At 57.3% G+C, this 20,735-nt stretch carries 15 protein-coding genes; 7 read left to right on the top strand and 8 right to left on the bottom strand.

The window, feature by feature from the left end; genetic code table 11:
• Positions 1-10: 10 nt before the first annotated feature.
• The 6 genes from tssG to tssB form a co-directional block, all read right to left on the bottom strand.
• The gene (tssG, locus tag Q666_RS65015; RefSeq protein ID WP_022999371.1) at positions 11-1,588 is read right to left on the bottom strand and encodes a type VI secretion system baseplate subunit TssG; all 1,578 of its coding nucleotides are present in this window, start codon (positions 1,586-1,588) and stop codon (positions 11-13) included.
• Positions 1,585-3,582: a type VI secretion system baseplate subunit TssF gene (gene tssF, locus Q666_RS52355; RefSeq protein ID WP_022999370.1), complete on the bottom strand. Its 1,998-nt coding sequence runs from the start codon at positions 3,580-3,582 to the stop codon at positions 1,585-1,587. The genes tssG and tssF overlap by 4 nt, the downstream gene beginning before the upstream one ends.
• Entirely contained in the window at positions 3,579-4,130 is a 552-nt protein-coding gene (gene tssE / locus Q666_RS52350; protein ID WP_022999369.1) for a type VI secretion system baseplate subunit TssE, read from the bottom strand. Before tssE ends, tssF begins: the two co-directional genes overlap by 4 nt.
• A 144-nt stretch (positions 4,131-4,274) precedes the next feature.
• On the bottom strand, positions 4,275-4,760 hold the full coding sequence (locus Q666_RS52345; RefSeq protein WP_022999368.1) for a type VI secretion system tube protein Hcp: 486 nt from the start codon (positions 4,758-4,760) through the stop codon (positions 4,275-4,277).
• A gap of 204 nt (positions 4,761-4,964) precedes the next feature.
• Positions 4,965-6,488: a type VI secretion system contractile sheath large subunit gene (gene tssC, locus Q666_RS52340; RefSeq protein ID WP_022999367.1), complete on the bottom strand. Its 1,524-nt coding sequence runs from the start codon at positions 6,486-6,488 to the stop codon at positions 4,965-4,967.
• A complete protein-coding gene (gene tssB, locus Q666_RS52335) occupies positions 6,489-7,043 on the bottom strand; it encodes a type VI secretion system contractile sheath small subunit (protein ID WP_022999366.1) in 555 nt (184 codons plus the stop codon).
• On the opposite strand from tssB, the gene Q666_RS66405 reads away from it, so the two are divergent.
• Entirely contained in the window at positions 7,006-7,269 is a 264-nt protein-coding gene (locus Q666_RS66405; protein WP_200863756.1) for a hypothetical protein, read from the top strand. The genes tssB and Q666_RS66405 overlap by 38 nt on opposite strands.
• A 46-nt stretch (positions 7,270-7,315) precedes the next feature.
• Here the strand turns inward: Q666_RS66405 and Q666_RS52330 are convergent, their stop codons facing one another.
• Together Q666_RS52330 and Q666_RS65010 are read right to left on the bottom strand one after the other, a co-directional pair.
• Entirely contained in the window at positions 7,316-8,599 is a 1,284-nt protein-coding gene (locus Q666_RS52330; protein ID WP_022999365.1) for a type VI secretion system ImpA family N-terminal domain-containing protein, read from the bottom strand.
• A 116-nt stretch (positions 8,600-8,715) separates the two neighbouring features.
• Positions 8,716-9,420 carry an OmpA family protein gene (locus Q666_RS65010; protein ID WP_161633220.1) on the bottom strand — a complete coding sequence of 235 codons (705 nt, stop codon included), beginning with the start codon at positions 9,418-9,420 and terminating at the stop codon, positions 8,716-8,718.
• A 361-nt stretch (positions 9,421-9,781) separates the two neighbouring features.
• Between Q666_RS65010 and tssI the strand changes: the two genes are divergently transcribed.
• Genes tssI through tssM form a run of 6 tightly spaced genes read left to right on the top strand, consistent with a single transcriptional unit; the run spans position 9,782 to position 20,734 of the window.
• Positions 9,782-11,644 (top strand): type VI secretion system tip protein TssI/VgrG, encoded by a 1,863-nt coding sequence (gene tssI / locus Q666_RS52325; RefSeq protein WP_152533379.1) that lies wholly within the window; start codon positions 9,782-9,784, stop codon positions 11,642-11,644.
• Positions 11,645-11,695: 51 nt separating this feature from the next.
• Positions 11,696-12,292 carry a hypothetical protein gene (locus Q666_RS52320; RefSeq protein WP_139314123.1) on the top strand — a complete coding sequence of 199 codons (597 nt, stop codon included), beginning with the start codon at positions 11,696-11,698 and terminating at the stop codon, positions 12,290-12,292.
• A 21-nt stretch (positions 12,293-12,313) separates the two neighbouring features.
• Positions 12,314-14,035, top strand: coding sequence for a type VI secretion system-associated FHA domain protein TagH (gene tagH / locus Q666_RS52315; RefSeq protein WP_022999361.1), 1,722 nt, complete (start codon positions 12,314-12,316; stop codon positions 14,033-14,035).
• 58 nt (positions 14,036-14,093) lie between these two features.
• Positions 14,094-15,428, top strand: coding sequence for a type VI secretion system baseplate subunit TssK (gene tssK / locus Q666_RS52310; protein WP_022999360.1), 1,335 nt, complete (start codon positions 14,094-14,096; stop codon positions 15,426-15,428).
• Positions 15,428-17,047, top strand: a complete 1,620-nt coding sequence (gene icmH / locus Q666_RS0133480; RefSeq protein WP_031268775.1) for a type IVB secretion system protein IcmH/DotU — start codon at positions 15,428-15,430, stop codon at positions 17,045-17,047. Before tssK ends, icmH begins: the two co-directional genes overlap by 1 nt.
• 33 nt (positions 17,048-17,080) lie before the next feature.
• Positions 17,081-20,734, top strand: coding sequence for a type VI secretion system membrane subunit TssM (gene tssM / locus Q666_RS52305; RefSeq protein WP_022999358.1), 3,654 nt, complete (start codon positions 17,081-17,083; stop codon positions 20,732-20,734).
• The last annotated feature ends 1 nt before the right edge of the window (position 20,735 follow it).

Here is a 20,735-nt window from a genome sequence, read left to right as displayed (position 1 = left end):
GACTTGAGACCTATTGGTAGACTGTGGTGTGGCGACGCACAGGCCGGAAACGGGTGTCGGTAAGCATTTCTTCTTCTTCGGCCTCCAGGTCAGTATCGTCGTCGGGGCCGGAAGCGGCCGGCTTCAGCCAGCCGATATGTCCAAGCGTTGCGGAGTTGTTGGCATCCATCCGGACAGCGGATGCGCATCTCTTCGGCAGCGCAAGTTCAATTTCATATTCAATTTCCAGACCCAGATAAAAATCGATGAGGTCGAAAAGCTTCTCTGTCCAGGGATTGGGTCTTGCCCGGGTTGGCGGGAGAAACTGCCGATATTCCTCCAGACTGCTCGTGAAAATCCTGATCCGGATCTTGTCACTCACACTATAGACCTTGGATCCAACGATCGTGTCGGCGCCAAGTTGCCCGGCTCCGCCTGGCCCGAAACCTCCAAGCTTGAGCTGATCGTCCTTGTCCAGATGCAGCCACGTCCCGACACATTGATCAATCTCTACCCGGACATCGAAAACGCCCGTGATGAGGGCCTTCAGACGAGCGGCGCTCTTTGTCTTGGGGGCCATAAGGCCCGCGTAGAGCAGCTTGAGCCGATCGTCGATCCTGTCGAGGTCCCGGTAAAACGGGGTGCCGATGCCGATCGCCGACCCGAGATAGGCGAGAAACCGGTCGTCGTCTGGACGGTCATGTTGAACGATCGGTCTGGCATCGGCCCACGCGCGGTAGAATAACTGCAGGAAGCGGTTGTTGAACAGGTCAAGGAATCTTGGAAAACTGTCATCGCCTCTGAGCCCGCGCATGATCGCTTCATCGGTATAGGCGGATGGCAGAGCGCCTTGCGGTCCAAGCAAACCAAGGAAGCGTTCCAGCAAGACCAGGCCGCCGTCACCGTCCTTTGTCGCACGCTCAATGGTCGACGTGGCGAATTCGCTGGACGGGTCCTGACCGAAGCGAACGATGTCTTCCATCATGCGCCGGCTTTTACCGATCCTGGGTGGAGCGGGCTCATCGGCGTTCTTCGGCTTTATTCCGCTTTCTGATATTCCCGGAGCGGTCTGGCCTTCGAGCATTCTCAGCACTGCCAGCAGATCATGTCCACCTGGATGCTTCTCGATGCGGTCTCCAAGGGCTGCAAGCAACGACGCGTATTGCTGCTGGACCGGCACCTCGATACGCGGGCTTTCCGGAACTGCTTCCTCAGCTGTTGGATCAGGCGCAGTCTCTGCGGTCTGCGTTTCAATCACCTCTTCCGTAACCTCGGCAGGGGTCTCCGCCGGAGGATCGATTTGTGGGGCAGGCGTTTCTGGTTGGGTGTCGGCAGGTGAGGGAGCGGCGTGTTCGGCCGATGTGATCGCGGCAGATTCAATCGCGGGCGACTTGATTGCGGGCGCTTCTGCCTCGTCCGCAGGTGTGTTGTTGTCCTGCCGTTTTACGGTCCAGATATCGTCAGCGTCGGCCTTCTCATCAGTCTCGACTGCCGTCGCCGTCTCCTCTTTGGTCGGCCATGCCGGGGCCTTCCGGGAGGATGAAGGCACAACGGTCTTGTCCCGTGCAACACGGGTTTTCGTCAGATCCTTGTCTGCCGGACCGCTCATAGAATTCCTTTCGCGCCGATCCGCGGAGGCCACTTCATGATAACGCCGCGCTCTGTCGTTGCGATCACACACTGCGTGAAGTGATTGATGGAGGCGTATTCGGCGACAAACCGATCTAGGACAGCCCCCATCAGAAAGGCACTCGCCCCTTCAAAAGCCTTGTCATCGAGCGTGATCGTGATTTCGAGCCCCCTGGCGACACCTGTCCCGGACTTCTGTTGCAGGCGGCGCACAACTGGCCTTGTCGAAACCGACCGAACCGACTGGGCCTGCCGGTCTGCTGAACTGTCGGAAAGTGGCGCGAAGACGCTCAGCACATCGCGGAAAGACCGACCGTCCTGACCTGCCGCATCGTGCACAAGGCCGGTATGGTTCAAGGCCAGAATGTTAATGAGCCGCCAGGCAATAGCGCCAGCGTGGCCCTGTTCGCCTAGTCTTTCATTGTAGGAAAGAAGCGGCGGCCTCGGGGACGTCGGTCCGGCGACACAATCTACCTTGAGGCCGATATCCTCCAGTATGCGGAAATCCCCAATCTCGGACTTGTCCGGGTTGGTTCCCACGGGGAGATCTGCGGCCAGCGACCGGTTGGATGCCAATACCTTCAGTGATAGTTCCGAAAGACGTTTCTTGCCGGTTTGCAGCAGGGCGGCAGCCTGCGCTCCGCTTGAGATAGAGATGAAGGTTTCTGTACCTATGTAGTGGCTTGGCTGCATGCGCCGGATTTCGGAAGACGACTGGCGTCGCGGCAAACGACGAATGGTATAAAACCACTCGTGACCGGCTTTTTCAGTGTCTGGTGCAACGCTGTAGAGCGGCTCAACCGGTCGTTTCTCGCCTCCTGAGAAGTGGGCGGAAACTTCAGTGACGGCATGCACTTCATAATCCAGTGGCCGTGTCCGGTCCGTGATGACAGCAAACTCGTGCTGCCCTTTCTTGATCGGCACCCGGTCAGTCTGCCTTTCGAACAAGTTGACGGCCGGTGCTGAGTGAAGCGCGAAAATCTTGCGTTCAACGTGAGCAGGCAACCGGTTTTCTGCTTCATCGAACACGAAGACCAGATCGAATGCTTTTGCCTTGACCCTATCCAGGTAACGGCGCAGACCCGTCAGACGGAACCCGAGGAAGCTGCGCGGAAAGTTGAAATAGTCGCGCAAGTGATCAAAGCCGGTGAACAGGCGCAAGTCGTTGTGCAAGAGGGAATCTTCTTCATCGAAACCCAGCTGCTCGATGGCATCGACGGGCAGGCGCTGCAGGCTGGCCTGACCGAAGGCGTCCTCGGTACGGATGTAGAGCGCGATTGTATGTCCGAAGATCTGTTCATAGACCTTCGCAGCCAGATCCAGAGGTCCGATCAATCGGACGGGAAGTGAATCGATCCGACAGCCGGCCACCTGGTATTCTGGTTTCTTCAAGGCTTCTTCGGCTGAAACCTCGTTTTCCGGATCCTCGGACATGCGGTGTGTGAACGTGATGGACAGACCTGCGCGTGTGCGTCTGTCTTCAGCCATCTCCGCACCGAGACCGGAGACCTGCGCAGCTGAGCTCAGGTACTTTGCAGCTGTCAGCTCCAGGGGCGTCAACGTAATAGGAGAGGTGAGAGTGAACCTGCAGCGAACCTCTCCCTGGCGTTCACGGAAGACGGCCTCCATGGGAGCATGGCGATCGACCTTTATGCCGTTGCGCAAATTCGCATCGCCATATTTCGGCGTCACGCGGGCAAGTACCAGAGAGGGAATGGGCGCCAGCGCAGTTGGATATAGTTGTTCGAACAGGTTGGAAGTGAATTCGGCGAACTCATGCTTCATTTTCAGCTGCACGCGAGCTGACAGGAAGGCAGTACCTTCAAGCAATCCGGACAGCATGGGGTCGGAACGATCTTCCAGAAGCCCACCCAGGCGTTCTGCTACAGCAGGATAGGCCTCCGCGAATGACGCCCCTTGTTCTCGCAGGTAGGTGAGTTCCTGATTGTAGAGGTCGAGAAATTCCCGGTTCATGCAGTTGCCCCGATGATCTTGATACGGCCGAAAGCAGGGTCGACGTCGGCTACGAATTCACTCGCGACCCGGATCGGATCGCAGCGTATTTCTGCCTTGATGAGAAATCTTACCTTGAAGGTATCGCTTTCGACCTTGTCGTCGCGCTCGACCTTGAGCGTGCGTGGGTCCATGCGCGGTTCGAAATGGATGAGGGCCTGTCGGATGTCTTCGGCAAGTCGGTCAATGCGAACGCTGTCAACAATATGGACAGAAAGGTCTGGCAATCCGTAATTGATGATCGAGCTCTCAACTTCCGGAAAATCGGAAAGGTCCTGAGTGGAATTGAGGTTGACCGTATTGAGGAGCGCCTGCAGATCTTGCCGGACTTCGGAAAGCAGCGTGTGTTCAGAGACACCGTAGGATCTGGAAAGCCGCCGACCGGACCTGAGGTTGGCGCCGTTCTGTGCTTCTTTTTGCCTGTCCTGAGCGGCCTTGTAGTCTGGGTCGTCCATTGCACGGAAGGCCCACATCAGCGGGGAGTGCATTTTCACATTTGATTTAGCCATCGGCCAAGCCCACGCTGACTGCTGCCCCGGAAATTCCTAAGTATGACCGTGGCGGTGCCGCTTCGAAAATTGAAAGTCTGCATCGCCGGTCCGAACCAAAGAAGGCTGCCGCGCCGAAGCGCGGCAGCCCTGCAGGCCGAAGCCTTATTTCTTTTCGTTTGCTGCAATGTCCCAGGCAAACTCAGGGGCTGCGCCCTTGGAGCCGTCCGGCTTCTGTTCGGTGTAGATGTACTTGTACTCACCGAAGTTCAGCGTGACGCTCTCCGTGATGCGATCGTCGGAGCCACTGCCGCCGGTCGAAACGTTGGTCACGATAATGTCCTTCATTTCGAGCTTGATGTATTCCAGCGGGTTATCACCGGCAGCTTTGCGAACAAAGAGAGTGCCTTTGGTGATATGCTTGCCGGTCGACACGTGCTGCAGAAGCACAGGGGTGGATTTGTCGACGAACTTGGTGATGCTCAGATCCTGGAAGTGTGCCTTGCCGGAGCCGGAGCCCGAACCCATGTGGGTGGTGCCGGACTGGGAAGCGCCCCAGGACCAGGAAAGGACGTCAATCTTGTCCTTATGGGTCTTGTCCTGTGCTTCGCCTTTGATACCTTCAAGTTCCAGATAAAAATCGACGGCCATTTTAATAGATCCTCTTGGTTGTTGAGGGCCAGGTAAATGTTCCTGGCTCAAACTCTGCTATTCCTGACAACTACCTCGGACCTCGCGGTCCAAACCCCTAGGCGCTTGCGCACCTTGTTTGTACCTCCGCCCGGGAAAACCGGGCTGCATCCCGTGGGATGCATGCCGGGGGGCGGGCTGCCGCCCCGCCGGCAATTTGTGAAATCAATTACCGTCTTGCGGAATGCGGGACGCCAGGCTCATGCCGATGTCCATACCTTCCAGCTGATAGTGCGGACGAAGGAAGAACTGAGCCCGGTAATATCCGGGGTTTTCCTCGTCGGGCACGATAGTGACCTTGGCTTCCCGCAGCGGCTTGCGCGCTTTGGTTTCCTCGGTCGAGTTGTCCGGATCACCATCGACGTAGTCCATGATCCAGTCATTCAGCCAACGCTGCAGCTGCGCCGATTCCTTGGTCGAACCGATCTTGTTGCGCACCATCACTTTCAGGTAGTGGGCGAAACGAGTGGTCGCGAACATGTAGGGCAGGCGGGCAGACAGGTTGTCCGATGCCGTTGCATCCTTGCCGTCCGGTCCGGAGAACTGGCGCGGTTTGAAGACGGACTGAGCTCCAAGGAAGGCTGCCTGGTCCGTATTCTTGCGGTGGATCAGCGGGATCAGGCCCAGACGGGAGATCTCGTGTTCGCGCCGGTCGGAAATCGCGATTTCCGCAGGACACTTCTGGTCCACACCGCCATCGTCGGTTTCAAAGACGTGGGTCGGCAGGTTTTCCACCAGACCACCGCTTTCGACGCCGCGGATGCGCACAGTCCAACCGAATTCCTTGTAGGCACGGTTGACGTTGGTTGCCATGGCATAAGCCGAGCTCATCCAGGCGTAATTCTCGTGGCTGTCTTCGCCGAACTCTTCTTCGAAGGCGAATTCTTCCACCGGGTCGGACTTCGCACCGTAGGGCTGGCGAGCCAGCACGCGGGGCATTGTCAGACCAAGGTAACGGGAGTCCTCGGATTCCCGCAGCGTCCGCCACTGGGCGTGGATCTCCGTATCGAAGATCTTGGACAGATCACGCTTGGCCGGCAGTTCCGTCCAGCTATCCATCTGCATCAGTTGCGGATTGGCCGCTGCCAGGAACGGTGCATGGGCTGCCGAAGCGATCTTTGCCATGCCGCGCAGCACGGTGATGTCCTGCGGGTCGTAGGAGAACTCATAGTCACCCACGAGACAGCCGTAGGGCTGACCACCCAGTTGGCCGAATTCGGCTTCATAGATCTGTTTGAACAGCGGGCTCTGATCCCACTTGGCACCACGGTAGCTCTTGAACACGCCTGCAAGTTCTTTCTTGGAGATGTTCAGGAACTGAAGCTTGAGCGAAGCGTCGGTTTCAGACTGGTGCACGAGGTAATCGATCCCGCGCCAGGCACTCTCAAGTGTCTGGAACTCCTCGGCGTGAATGATCTCGTTCACCTGAGCCGTCAGTTTTTCGTCCAGCTTCGCGATCATCTCATCGATCGTGTCGTAGACGTCTTCCTTGATAAGCGCCTGATCGGACAGGGCTTCGGCGAGGAAGGTCGACATGGCGTTGTCAACCAGCTGATTGGCCGTATCGTTTTCGTTCTTGATCCGGAAATTCTGTTTCAGGATCGAAGCGAACTCCTCGGGGCTCTTCTCAACCGCAACTTCGCCGGCTGCTGCGCCACTTGCCTGGGCGCTGGTATCGGTGCTGCTCATTTATGCCTCCTCCGTGCCGTCGCCGTCTGCCTGCTTGTCGGCGGACGATGCCTTGTCGGCTTCGATTTTCTGAGCAAGTGCCTGCATCAGGGCCGGGTCCCGGGTCAGCTCCTCGAGCTGGGAGATCGCCTGGACACGTCCGTCCATCATGGTGCGCAATGCAGCCAGGCTGCGGCGTGCATCGAGCAGCTTCTTGAGTGCCGGAACCTGTTCGGCAACGCGTCCCGGGGTGAAGTCGTCCATGCTCTTGAAACGCAGCTGGACGCTCATTTTGGAGTTTTCTTCGCCGGACAGCTTGTCCTTCACGGTGAAGGAGGTGCCAGGTTCAATTGCTTCCATGCGCTTGGAAAAGTTGTCCATGTCGATGTCGAGGAACTTGCGGTCATCGATATCGGCTTTTTCCACGCCAGGGTTGTCGCCGGAAAGATCGGCCATGATGCCCATGACGAATGGCAGTTCCACCTTCTGTTCCGCGTCAAACGGATCTTCATAAAAAATGTGGACCCGCGGAGGTCTGTTGCGCTTGATAAAGCCTTGCCCGCTGTTCGATGCCATTGTACTTGCCTTTCATTTTCATGACCCAGAAGAAAAAAAGGTCAATTTTAGTCAAATACTAGCGCGTAACTCTTGTTTGCTAATTGCTGTACTTAGGTCGGCGCTGCGTTTCGTTGATATCTATGTACTGCGTTTCTGGGGAACGGGAAGTGATCACGGTCACATGATCGATGGTTTATTTTTTTCTCGAAATATTGAGGACCCGTTGGCCATTGGTGTCAAGTAAGAAGCTGAAAACCCTAGGTAACATAGGGGTTGTAATGGCAGTTGAATCAGTCCTCCTCCGGCCTCAGGAAGAGGTTGAGAAGACCGGTGAATGAACCGGAACTCATATTCTGCGCCTCGTCCAGCAAAAGGGGGATTGGGCTGGTGGGTTCATTGGAAGAATAGTAACCCTTGACCGCCGCAATACCCTTCATGGCGTCACTTCGGCTTTCGATCACCATCACTGCGAAATCATCAATTTCGCCCAGTTCCCGGTCTCCACCGTCGTTCAGGTCGATCAGCCGATCGTTGGAAAGCTGTAACCCGCTCGCACCCAGAATCAGTGCTACGTCGTCGAACCTGCGCGGCATCAGTATTTTCAAGGCATCCAGGTAGGACTTGCCGACGAGGCCGCGAGCCTCGCGCACCAGAAACAGCGCCGGATGCGACGGTTCGCGGCTGGCGAAATAGTCTTCGACAGCATCTAGAATCAGTTTTGCCTGGGCGGCATTCTTGATTTCTGATTGAGACGCCTGCGACGTGTCGCCTGCTGCTGCCTCTGCTGCAGTATCTTCAGACGAAGAGGCTTCCGTCTCTTCAGGGGAGAGGCGTCCGAGCCGCTTGTTCAGTTCGGCATTCATCTCCTTCAGGAGAGTGGACAAGGCCTCATAATTGGGAGGAGCTGCTTTCGCACCGCTCTCCTTGAGCTTTTCGGTGCACAGCTCGGCTATGGTCTGAAGTTCGTCCGGCAGGTCTCCAAGGTCCTTGAGGATCTCGTCGATAGCGTCCTGCTCGAGTTCGCCCGATGTCAGTGCAGCCTCAATCGCACCAAGTGAGATTGTATGCTCATCCGGACGTGCCGTGGCATCGCCGGCCGCAATCTGGATGGCGCGATAGCTGATGGGCCCTGTCCGTCTGGTTTTGAGCAGGGGCGCTGCTTCCAGCGGAAGAACGACCGTGGGCCTGTTGTTGAGGGATTCGAGCGCTCCGATTCGTTCCATGTGGCCGAAGTCGGCATCGCTTGGATGGACGTCGTCCCAATGGTTCTCCAACAGTTTGCGAATGATGCGAATCGAGTTCGCAAACGTGTGGACTTGACCGCTCAGCAGACCGAACTGCGCGAGAATGACAAGCAGTCTCAAGTCTCTGGACTGCTTCAGGAAGCCGTCCATCTGCTTGAAGAGGTCGGTAAAGTCGATCTCGGATCGGTCGAATTCGCTGAAGCGCTCCGGCAGCAATTCCTCACACGAATCCAGAAGTGCGGCAAAGGCGGGTTCGGTATCGTAGAGGTCCGGCCCGCAGCCAGCACCCGGCGCTACTTCAGTGCCGTAGGTTTCCGGATCGAAATTCATTCGTGCTCCCCAGCCCGGTATGCATTCCGGTGGTATGTCCGGGATCGGTCCCGGTTATTGTTCAGGAGACCCGGACCGGGAAAAGCACCGGTCCGGCATGTCTGATGTGTGAATTTTTACTGCTCGAGTACCAGCTTGCTTTCAACGCGGCGGTTTGCCGGATCGTTGACATCCGCAACCTTCGGCCGGGATTCGCCGTAGGCCACAGTTTTCAGCCGGTCCCGGCTGACGCCGAGGTTGACCAGATACTGCGTAACCGCCTGCGCACGGTCTTCGGAAAGACGCTGGTTGTAGTTGGTCGAGCCAATTCCGTCGGTATGGCCTTCGATCACGAATGTGGCTTTGGCCAGGTCGGGATCATTGATGCCCTTGGCAAACTCACGAAGGTTGGCCTGTGCGGACGTGCTGAGCTTGGCCGAGGCATATTCGAACGAAACCAGCAGGTTGAAGGCAGCGTCGATGGCGTTGGTTTCCGGATCGACCACAAGGGTCTGTTCCGTTTCACCACCTTCGGTCTTTGCGCCGTCCTGGGAGACTGCGACCTGGCCGCCTTCTTCCGGTTTGGCGTTCGGATTACATTCGTCGCGAGTACCGATACAAAGGGCTCGCGTTCCGCCAGCCGGCTTCAGTGAACGCGTTTTCAGTTGCTTGAAGTGCTTGCTGACTTCATCGGCCGAATAAGTGGCGTCCTGGGCAAAAGCCGGATCGGTTCCAAGTGCCGGCAAGGCAATGGCAAGAGAAACGGAAGCAGCCAGGAGGGCGCGGCGAAGGCCGGTCCGAGCGGCATTGTTCCGGTCGAGCGAAAATACAGTAGGGGTCACGATTTCAATCCTCCCTTGTGGAGTGTTCAAAAGCGATGTCGCTTTGGGCTTCGAAATGGATCGTGCCATATGGATAAGAATAATAGTGTGGCGAAAGTCACTAAAGTGCGATTTGATGTCAGTATGTCGTTTTATCGGCAATAAGCAAGAGGAGAGCTGTTGGGGTGACGTCGGTGAGCAGGGTTGGTATTTAAAAGCAGCAGGCGGTGTTTTTTAGCCGCACTTGGGGAAGGGCCAAGTGCCTCCTCCTTCACAAAAGAGTTTGAAGTTCAAAGTATTTGCATCAAGTGTGTTCTTGAGCACACTATTTTTGCCGGAAACGCCTTAGTGTCTGAAACGTGGTAGCCGCCAGGCTGCCTTTTTGCAGAAAACCGCGTTATTTCCGAGGAGATCTTTCGTGGCCGAAGGACAACTTAAACAAGCTAACCGAATGGCCGAGCTGACATCGGTCTTTGGCAAGGATGAGCTTTCCGTTGTCACCATCGAGTGCGACGAGGGGCTCAGCGAAGATTTTGAGATCAGGCTTGAGGTTCTGAGTCAGAAAGAGGATCTGGAGTTCGACCAGGCCATAGCGACTTCCATGACGGTGAAGGTTGTCACCAACAATGGTGATACGCGGCATTTCGACGGTCTTCTGACCGATGCGAAATGGATGGGCTATCGCGATTCCTATTACATCTACAAATTGACGCTACGCCCGTGGTTCTGGCTGCTCACCAAGAATTCAAATTGTCGAATTTTCAAGGACATGTCCGCGCCTGACATCATTAAGCAAGTCCTGGGGGAGCATGACTTCGCCGATTTCCAGGATAAGCTGACTGAGGCCTATGATCCGATTCATTACTGCGTCCAGTACAGGGAATCGGATTACGATTTCTGCTGCCGGTTGATGGAAGAATTCGGAATTTCCTATTTCTTCGAGCACAAGGACGGCAAGCACGTCATGATTCTGGCGGACGCCAAATCGTCCTACAGCCCGATCGTGGGTGACAGCTCCATTCCCTACATTGCTCTTGGTGGCGACAGTCAAAGGAATACGGAGCATCTTTACCATTGGATTCCGACGCGCAAGTTTCGGACCGGCAAGTTTGCAGTCAATGATTATGATTTCGAGAAACCGAGTGCGCTGCTGGAAGCAGAGCGTGATGCAGGTACTCAATATCGGGCCGGGTCTCTGGAAAATTATGACTATCCGGGAAGGTACACCGAAAAAGACAAGGGCAGCACTTTCAGCAAGATTCGTATGGAAGCCGAACAGGCTGCGGACAAGCGAATTGAAGCAGCCGGCGAAGTGCCGCGGTTCTTTGCAGGAGGGCTGTTCGCGTTAGTCAAACATCCACACAGTCCGCAGAACGCGGAGCACCTGATCGTGCGTGCAAGCCATCGGATCATCACCGAGGCATATCGATCCGGTGGTGGTGGGGCCCAGGGAGAAGCCTATACCGGGACATATGACGTTCTGCCTGCCAGTATAACGTACCGCACACCGGCCATCACCCGCAAACCGCGAATACCAGGCCCGCAAACGGCAAAAGTCGTGGGGCAAGGCGAAATCGATGTGGACGAATACGGTCAGATCCTGGTCGCCTTTCACTGGGACCGCGACAAGACTGCGTCTCGGCGGGTTCGTGTGGCGCAAGTGTGGTCAGGCAAGAACTGGGGCGGCATCTATATCCCGCGTGTCGGCCAGGAAGTGATTGTTCAGTTCCTGGAAGGCGATCCGGACCAACCGATCATCGTCGGCACAGTCTACAATGCGGAAAACATGCCGCCTTATTCTCTGCCAGGCGAGAAAAACAAAGCCGGCATCAAGTCGGATTCAACGGTAGGCGGCGGTGGTTACAACGAGTTCGTGCTCGATGACACCAAAGGGAATGAGCTTGTTGGGGTTCATGCCCAAAAGGACATGGAGACCGTTATCGAGAATAACGAAATGCTGCATGTCAAAAACTGCCGCGAGACCCAGATCGACGTTGACCGAACGGAATCGGTTGGCCGAAACACGACCGAAGATATCGGCATGAACTGGAAGGTAACTGCCGGAACGAAGATCGAGTTTATCTGCGGCGCCAGCAAAATCACCATGACGCCTGCCTCGATCAAGATCGAGTCGGTGAAAATCGATATCGTGGCTTCGGGCATGCTCAACGCCAAGGGTACAATGACCAATGTGACAGGCAGTGCGTTGCTGAAACTCAAGGGCGGCCTTGTACTGATCAATTGATGCTGCGGTTCTTGAACGAATGCGGCCAAGAGAAAAAACGGAGTAGAGCAGATGGGATCACGTATCCGCTTTACAAAGGCTAGACAGGTATTTGAAACTTTTCCGGAGTTGTCGGAAACGGTAAGCGAACCGGCCACGGATATCGCTCCGGACGCCTATGCTCTGGAATTGCAGAAAAGCGAGGCACCGCTGTCGGCGATTGCCTATTTCGCTCATATCCTGCCGAAACGGGAATCGGTCTGGTGGGGCATGAATTGCGTTGCCGGTCTGGATCAGGCCAAGAACGAGGATGACCGGCAGGTTCTTAAACTCAGCGAGACCTGGGTCCGCGAGGGGGATGAAGATGCCCGTGTTGCGGTTCACGCTGCGGCTGAGGCCGCCAAGAAGGACAGCGCGTCCGTCTGGATCGGTCTTGCTGCAGGCTGGTCTGGCGGATCCCTTTCGCCCAGCCCCGAGCACCGGGTGGACATGCCTGACGACCTGACGGCCAAGGCCGTGAATACAGCTGTGTTGATTGCGCTTGGAACACTTGAGCCTGCCAAACGGGATGAGGCTCTGAAATCTTGCCTGTCTGCCGGGCTGTCCTTCGCCGGAGGTGGGATGATGCCCGCGGTGACTGTCGGCGGCCCTTCGTCAGCCTTTTCCTAAGCGCAAAGAGGAAATGTGGGAATGCGCATAACGCTCCAGATTGAAAATGTTGACCGGTTGGAGACCGGCGGTCAGCTGTCCTACAGCTGTGCCGACCGAGGCTTCGACATTGGTCGGCACGAGCATCTGGACTGGAGTCTACCCGATCCCCAGCGGGTGATTTCCGGCAAACATTGCGAAGTGCGCTTTGAAAGCGGGAATTTCGTTCTTTACGACTATTCGACAAACGGCACTTTCCTTAATGGCAGCCAGACCCGCATGGACAAGGCACATGTGCTGCGCTCCGGCGATCGGCTGATGATTGGCGATTACATCATTGTCGTATCGCTGGAAGCCGGATCCGGGCAGCCGGCCATGTCCGCAGCACCAGTCGCCGCCGCTGCTCCGCAGCCTTGGGACGCACCTCAAACTTCGTCTATGTCCGGTGGTGGCTCCTCCTGGCCTACGGGACCAGGACCGGCGGGCGCGGCTCCTGGTCACTACCCAATGGAAAATCAGGGTGGGCCCTGGGCTACACCGGGAGCGGGCATGGAAGGGCGACACGCTCCGCCTTCCTCCAATCCAGGCATAGGCACGCCGGCAGATGATGTCTGGAGCCAGCAAGGACACGGCTGGGGTACGGCGGATCCTTCGCTGTACGATCCGAATGCGCACATCGGAGAACGGGAAGCGCCTCGACCGGCCCAGGCGGACCCGCTGGATCATCTTGCCCAGCAACCGCATCTTCAATCTGCCGGAGCCGCACCCGCAGAGCCGCTTTTTGGATTTCCGGAACCTGTAGCTCAATCTCCGTTTCCGGCGCTGTCTGAAAACCCGGCGCAGGAAAGTGCTGAGCCGCTTTTCCAGATGCCGGATCTTCAACCAGAGGCACCAACCCAGCAACCGGCGGCCGAATCTGCTCCGCCACCTGCTGGAGAGCCCACAGCGTCGCCGTTTCCCGAAGCGCCTGTCTGGAGCGCGCCAGAGGCAGAGGAAAAACAGCCGGCAACGGTCCAGGAACCACAGCCTGAACAACCGGCTCCAGTGGAGCAAGCTGCACCTGCGGCCATGCCTGTTGTTGCCCCGCAAGAACCAGCGAAGGCAGACACAGCGGCGGTTGCAAAGGTCGATATTGAGCCGGCAAATAATCCGGCGGCCACTGTTGATTTCATCAAGGCCTTCGCCGAAGGAGCCGGTATTCCGGCTGCAACGCTAGCCGGCCGCGATCCAGAAGAATTTGCCAGGGAAGTCGGGGCCATATTGCAAGGCATCACCGGCGACTTGATGGGTCTTTTGCAGGCACGCAGTCAGGTGAAAGCCATGACCCGGAACGCCAACCGCACGCTGATCATGCGCAGCGGGAACAATGCCCTGAAGTTTTCGCCAACACCGCAAATGGCATTGCAGACGATGCTGGCTCCAGGAGCGGAAGAAAACGGGTATTTGCCGATTTCAAAGGCCATGCAGGCTGCTTTCAAGGACATCCAGAAACATCATGTCTGGACCTATGCAGCCATGCAGAAGGCTGCAGGAAGATTTGAAGAAAAGCTTTCCCCCAAGGCGATCGAAGCAGAAGGTCAGGTCGCCAAGAGTACATTCGGTAACCAGAAGGCCAAGCTATGGGAGCGGATCGAGGAACGCTGGAGTTCCTTGTCCGGTTCGTACGACGATGGCGTGGTCGGGCTTTTCACGCAATACTTTACCGAAGGTTATGAAGAATTGAGCAGTGACGATCCGGAACAGAGCTCCGGACTGATGAATTAAGACCTTTGCCAGTTTTAAGAGCGCGAAGGCGCGAAAGTGTTAAGGGAGCAGTACCTTTATGTCGTGGTATAGCAAGGTTGCATGGACCGAAGGCTTGTTTCTGCGGCCTCATCATCTCCAGCAGAGCGACCGGTACGCGGAGCATATGCTGGACGAACGGGTCCGTTTTGCCTCTCCCTATCCCTGGGGCTTTTCCGAGCTGGAAATAGATCAGGACGTAGGACAGCAATGCCGGTTCGCGCTTCGCTATGGCCGAGGCATATTCTCCGACGGAACGGTGTTCAACTTCCCGGCAGACGGCACACCGCCGCCTGCAATCGACGTTCCGGAGGACGCGGCAGGACAAATCGTCTGGCTGGGAATTCCCGAGACGACCGTCAATGCAGTGGAAGTCGCCAATGGCCGCGACGATGCCGCTACGAGATATATTCAGGGCAGGGAGACGATCATCGATTCCACCTCCACCATCCGCCAGGAGGAGGAGATCGATGTTGCGCATCCGCGCCTGCAGTATTCGATTCGCTCGACACCCCATCCCGGTCAGGTCTGCCTGCCGGTCGCCCGTATCACGGAAATCAAGGATCGCATTGTCATAACCGATGGTTCCTTTGCGCCACCGGTACTTGCCTGTCATGTGCATCCGGTCATCACCGGCTGGATTGACTCCGTCATTGGCTGGGTGGAGCGCAAACTGAGCGAACTGGCGCGTTACGCCGCCGATACGTCCGCCGGGGGCGGATTGCAGAATTTCGATTATCTGACGTTGCAGCTGCTCAACCGCACTTATCCTTTGCTGATGCACCTGCGCAAATCGGCTTATGTGCATCCGGAGCGGCTGTACATACTGTTCCTGCAGCTGGCGGGGGAGCTTGCAACGTTTGCAACGGAAGAGCGCCGAGCGCGCAATTATCCCGTTTATGACCACGACAAGCTGCATGATATCTTCAAGCCTGTCCTGGCCGACATACAGGCGTTCCTGTCGGCCGGCTACGACCGGCGTGCAATCCGCTTGCCTCTGGAACAGCTGGCGCCGAATGCGTTCAAGTCGACCATTGTCGATCGCAACCTGTTCTCGCAGGCGGGCTTTGTCATCGAAGTGGCTGCCCGCAGGCCTTTGACGGAAATTCAGAACGAGTTTCCAAGGCTCTTCAAGGTTGGCCCCTTCGGCCAGATGCGCCAGATCGTCTACTCCAACCTGCCGGGTATTCCGTTGATCCACATGCCGGTACCTCCGGCACAGATCCGGGCTCTCACGGACCGTGTCTACTTCCGGCTGGACAAGACGACCCCGCTTTGGCGCGAATTTAGCCAGGACTCGGCGATCGGGCTGCAATTCTCCGGCAACTGGCCGGATCTGCAGCTTGAGTTCTATGCCGTCCGGGAGGGCCGCTGATGTCGGACAATGACGATCCCTTTGGCGTTTCCAAACGCAAGGGAAAGACAATTGTAATGCCCAATCCGGGCGGGCGATGGAGCGAAGGCCAGCCAGGACAACCCGGGCAGCCGCCTCAGCAACCTGCGCCGCCGCCACAACAGGTTCCCGGTCAGGCGCCTCCTGGACAGGCAGCTCCGCCACCGCCACACAATCCGCCTTCCGGTGGCTCTGATCCGTGGCAAAGCGGGGGAGGCGGCGGAGGACGTGATCCTTACGCTCCAACGCCAGCCGGGTATGAGTATGGCCAACAGCAGGCACCAGATCTCAGAACTCCGCCAGGCGGTTACCAGGCACCGCAAGGCGCCGCGCCACAGCCGGCGGCCGCACCTGCACAAGGTGCCGGTAAACTGGCGCATATGCCGGACATCAACCAGATCCGCGTTGCCAATCGAAATCCGATTTCCCGTGCGGCTGCCCCGTTGCTTCTGCTTCTGGGCCGGCTTCACCTGACAATGACGGACGCCCAGTTCGACCAGTTGATGCGTGATGTCTACAGCGCCATCAAGACGTTCGAGAAAGAATTGCGGAGCGCCGGAATCACGGACGACCAGATCCGTTCAGCCGCCTATGCGCTCTGTGCGACATCAGACGATATCGTTCAGAACCTACCGTCTGCCGGACGTCACCAATGGACGCAATACTCCATGCTGACCCAGTTCTTCGGTCAGGCAACCGGCGGTGTCGAGTTCTATCAGCTACTGGAGAAGGCAAAGCAGGATCCCGGTCGGAACTACGGTGTTCTGGAGGTCATGCATTCCTGCCTGTCACTCGGCTTTTACGGCAAGTACCGTGCGATCCAGGGTGGCCAGCAGGGCCTTGAGCGCGAACGACGCGACCTGCATGAAATTCTGCGTCGTGTTCGCCCGCGGCCTGGAGACGATCTCTCTCCCCATTGGCGTGGCCTGGAACTCCTGCAAAAGCGGGCAGGGTTCTCGGTACCGATCTGGTCGGTCGCGGCCGTTGCAGGCGCATTGCTTCTTGGGGGCTACGTCACCTTGATGCTTCTTCTGTCGAGCGGAAGCGAAGTTGTCGCTGGACGCGCAAGTGCGCTTTACCCGTCGGGCCCGATTGAACTGGCGCGCGAAGGCTACCAACCCAAACCGCCACCTGCGCCACCACCACCGGAAGATGCGGCGATCGATACTGTCTCCGCACAGCTGGCAGGTATCGATGGCCTGGAAATTTCGCAGGCGGGACCGGCGATCATGTTGCGCATGCGCGCGCAGTTCGACGTCGCAGCTGCCACGCTGCGCCCTGAATTCCAGCTTCTTGTCGAGCAGGTCAGCCAGACCCTCGATCAGGTGGAAGGTGAAATTCTGGTCGTCGGCCATACGGACAGCGACCCGATCCGCAATAATCCGCGGTTCCCGACCAACTGGCACCTGTCCGTTGAAAGGGCAAAGGCAGTTGCTGCCGTCATGGAATCAGTCCTCCAGACACCAGGGCGGGTGCAGGTGGAAGGACGTGGCGCCGACGAGCCGATCGCTCCCAATACAAGCAGGGAAGGCAAGGCGCTCAACAGACGTGTGGAAGTCTTCCTGAAACCACCGGCCAAAGGGCTGGTGATCAACAACTGATATCCGGGGCAACCGCAGAACAAGGCTGTATCTATGAAATTCTGGCTCGGAATAACGGCAATCGTCATCGGCATACTCGCCCTGATCGGTCTGATCTGGTTTGGCGGGCCGTTCCTGTCGATCGCCGGTGTGAGGCCCTTCGAACCTCTCTGGGTAAGGTTGTCGCTGGTTGCGCTTGTCCTTCTGACCGTTGGCGGCTGGACCGGCTACCGGATCTACAAGCGCATCAAGGCCAACCGGGAACTCGAGAGTGAGATCCTGCAGCCCAAGGCAAGTGATGCCGACTTGCAGATCATGTCGGAGCGCATGAAGGACGCGCTGAAGACGCTCAAGACGTCCAGCGGAAACGCGCGCACCTATCTTTACGACTTGCCCTGGTACCTGATGATCGGCCCTCCGGGCGCCGGCAAGACCACGGCTTTGATGCACTCCGGTTTGAAGTTTGCCGGTTCGCGCGCAAAGGGAGAGGCCCAGAAGCTGGAGGGCCTCGGCGGAACCCGGTATTGCGACTGGTGGTTTGCTGAAACGGCTGTGCTGATCGATACGGCAGGGCGTTACACCACGCAGGATTCCGACGAAGAGCATGACCGCGAAGCCTGGCACGGGTTCCTCAATATTCTGCGCAAGGCGCGTCCGCGTCAGCCGATCAACGGCGTCATGGTGTCGATCAGTCTTGAAGACCTGATGACGCTGTCTGACGATGAGTTGAAACAGCATTCCGATGCGATCCGCACGCGCTTGATCGAACTTTACAAGACCTTGAAAATCGATTTCCCGGTCTACGTGATCTTCACCAAGGCCGACACGGTTGCGGGCTTCATGGAGTTTTTCGGCTCCTATCCCGAAACCCGTCGCAACCTGGTCTGGGGAGCGACCTTTCAGACACGCGAAAAAACCAAGAACATGGTGTCGGAAGCGCCCGCCGAGTTTGATCTTCTGGTGGAGCGTCTCAACGAGGAAATGGCGGACCGTCTTCAGGAAGAACCGGATCCGCGCGCCCGGCTGATGCTCTATGGCTTCCCGACACAGGTCGCTGCTCTGAAGGACCGTCTGACCGGTTTCCTCAATGCGATTTTCGAACCGAGCCGGTATTATCCGAATGCTGTTCTGCGCGGTTTCTATTTTACCTCCGGCACCCAAAAAGGCACGGCCATCGACAGGGTCATCGGCTCAATGAGCCAGGCCTTCGGGACAGCCTATCAGGCGGCCGCTCTATCCGGTCAGGGCAAGAGCTACTTCCTGCGTGATCTTCTTTCCAAGGTGATTATCGGAGAAGCCGGCTGGGTAACCCATAACCGGCAGGCCGTCAGAGTTGCGACCGCAACCCGCATTGCGGCTTACGCAGCCATTGCTCTCGTGACCTTGGGCCTCGGCAGCTTGTGGGGGATCAGTTATCTCAACAACAAGGCCTTGATTGACGAAACCGCCAAGGCTGTCGACACGGTGCGCGTAAACGGCGAAACCGTTCTGGCGGAGCGGGTTGTACGTGACGACAATCTGGCGGATACCGCCTACATCCTGTCAATGTTGCGGGGCTTGCCGGCCGGCTACGACAGCCGCGATACGCCAACGCCTGTCATGGAACAGTTCGGCCTCAGCCAGCGCGACCGTCTGGAAGCAGCTGGCGTGACGTCCTACAGAAGTGGTCTTGAAAGATTGTTGCGACCGCGTTTGCTCTTGAGGATCGAAGAGCAGATGACCGAGGTGCTCGACAATCGCACCGGTCCGGGCGGACAGGACGTCGATACGCTCTACAATCTGGCAAAGCTGTACCGCATGGTGGCGGGGGATGCGCCGGAGATCGACAAGGAGCAGATCAAGAATTCGTTCCGTGCCGACTTCCTGCAAAGCTTCCCTGGACCTCAGGGCGAGATCTTGCGCAACGAGCTCAACAACCACGTTGCCGCGATGCTCGATCTCGATTTCGGTGGCAATGTCCTGACCGATCAGTTGGACGGCATTCTGGTTGCCGAGGTCCAGCGAGAGCTCGGACGTGTCAGCCTCGCCGAGCGTGGGTATGCACTTCTCAAGTCTCGTGCCAAGGGTCTTGCCAGCGAAGACTGGATTGCAGAACAACGTGGCGGCTCCGACATGGAGACCGTTTTCGAAACGGAGAATGGCGACACGTTGGACACGGTCGCGGTCGACAAGTTCTTCACCTATCCGGGCTTCCACCTTTCCGTTCTGCCGAACCTTGCCGGCATTCGTGAAGAACTGGAACGGGACAAGTGGGTGTTTGGAGACGTCGGGGAAGCCGATGCCTTTTCCGATCAATATCAGTCGCTTCCCGGCGAGATCCTGGCGCTTTACACCAAGGATTTCATCGAAGCCTGGGAAGAGGCGCTCGGCAACTTGAAATTCAAGTCGATGCGCAACGACAAGCCGCTTTACACGACGCTTCAGGCCGTCTCGGCACCAACATCACCTGTTGTGCAGCTTCTTGAGAGCATTCGGCGCGAAACCCTGCTCACCCAGGATCTGTCTAGTGAAGGCCTTGCCGGAAACCTGACAGGCGGCAACGCGCAAGATGCCGGCACTGACGCTGCACAGAAGATCTTCCAGCGCTACGTGCTGGATTCGTCCGGTGGATTGAAACGTATCGGCCTTGAAGCCGGACTTCAGGCAATCGCGCCGGGAGGTTTGTCGAATGCGCTTGGAACTGCCGCTGGTGGCGGAGGTCCAACCATCATTCCAGGCAAGGCGATCGAGGATCACTTCCGTCCTTACCATGTACTTGTGGAAGGCGAGAACAGCCGCAAGATCGATGCCTTGCTGCTGAACTTCAAGAACATCCTCGACAACCTTCTGATCGTGGCCAACAACCCGCTGCAGAGCGAAACGGCAAATTCCAACGTGCAAATTCAGGCGTCTCTGCTGAGAAGCAACGCGACGCGTTTCCCGCCGCCTTTCGATAAACTGATTATCCAGGCTGCGAAGGAATTTGACGAGGAGTTCAAGGAAACCTCGATCACTCAGCTGAATGAGAAGCTGAGCACCCAGGTTGTTGGTGAATGCCGCAGGATCGTCGCCCGGAACTACCCGTTTGAAAACGGTCGCTCCGAAGTGCCGATGACGGAATTTGCCAAACTGTTCGCACCGACGGGAATCATGCAGCGGTTTTTCGATGAAAACCTGAAGCCGCTTGTCGATACCTCGACGCGCCCCTGGAACTGGAAGCCTGAGGTTTCTCAGGCGGACCGTCTGTCGAACGCAACGCTTCGGCAGTTCGAACGTGCAGACCTGATCAAGCAGGCCTTCTTCCCGACAGGAAACGCGTTTCCGTCCGTCGGACTTCAGGTGGTTCCGCGCGCCCTGTCTCAGCAGGCTGACGCGGCCAGCCTGGAAGTGAACGGCAATCTCGTACTGGTGACGCGTGGTCCCGGCTTCAATGCGGAAATCGAACCGTTGCCGGCCAACTTTGATTGGCCCAGCAACACGGCTACTCCGCGCGTTGTACTGGTGATTCAGCCTGAAGTGCCTGGCTACAGATCTCGTCGTGAAATCCATGGAGATTGGGCCTTCTATCGCTTCGTTCGCGATAACAGGGTCAGTTCCGGACAGAACAAGTTCGTCGTGCGCGAAACGCTCGGCGGCAGACAGGTTGCCTTCACGGTGACACTGAGAACGAATCCGAACCCGTTCTTCCTGTCTGCAGTCGGCGATTTCAGTTGCCCTACGAGCTTCTAGA

Origin of the sequence: Labrenzia sp. C1B70 (genome assembly GCF_000475395.1) — a bacterium.
Taxonomy (GTDB): domain Bacteria; phylum Pseudomonadota; class Alphaproteobacteria; order Rhizobiales; family Stappiaceae; genus Roseibium; species Roseibium algicola.
This window is presented reverse-complemented; position numbering and strand designations above follow the sequence as displayed.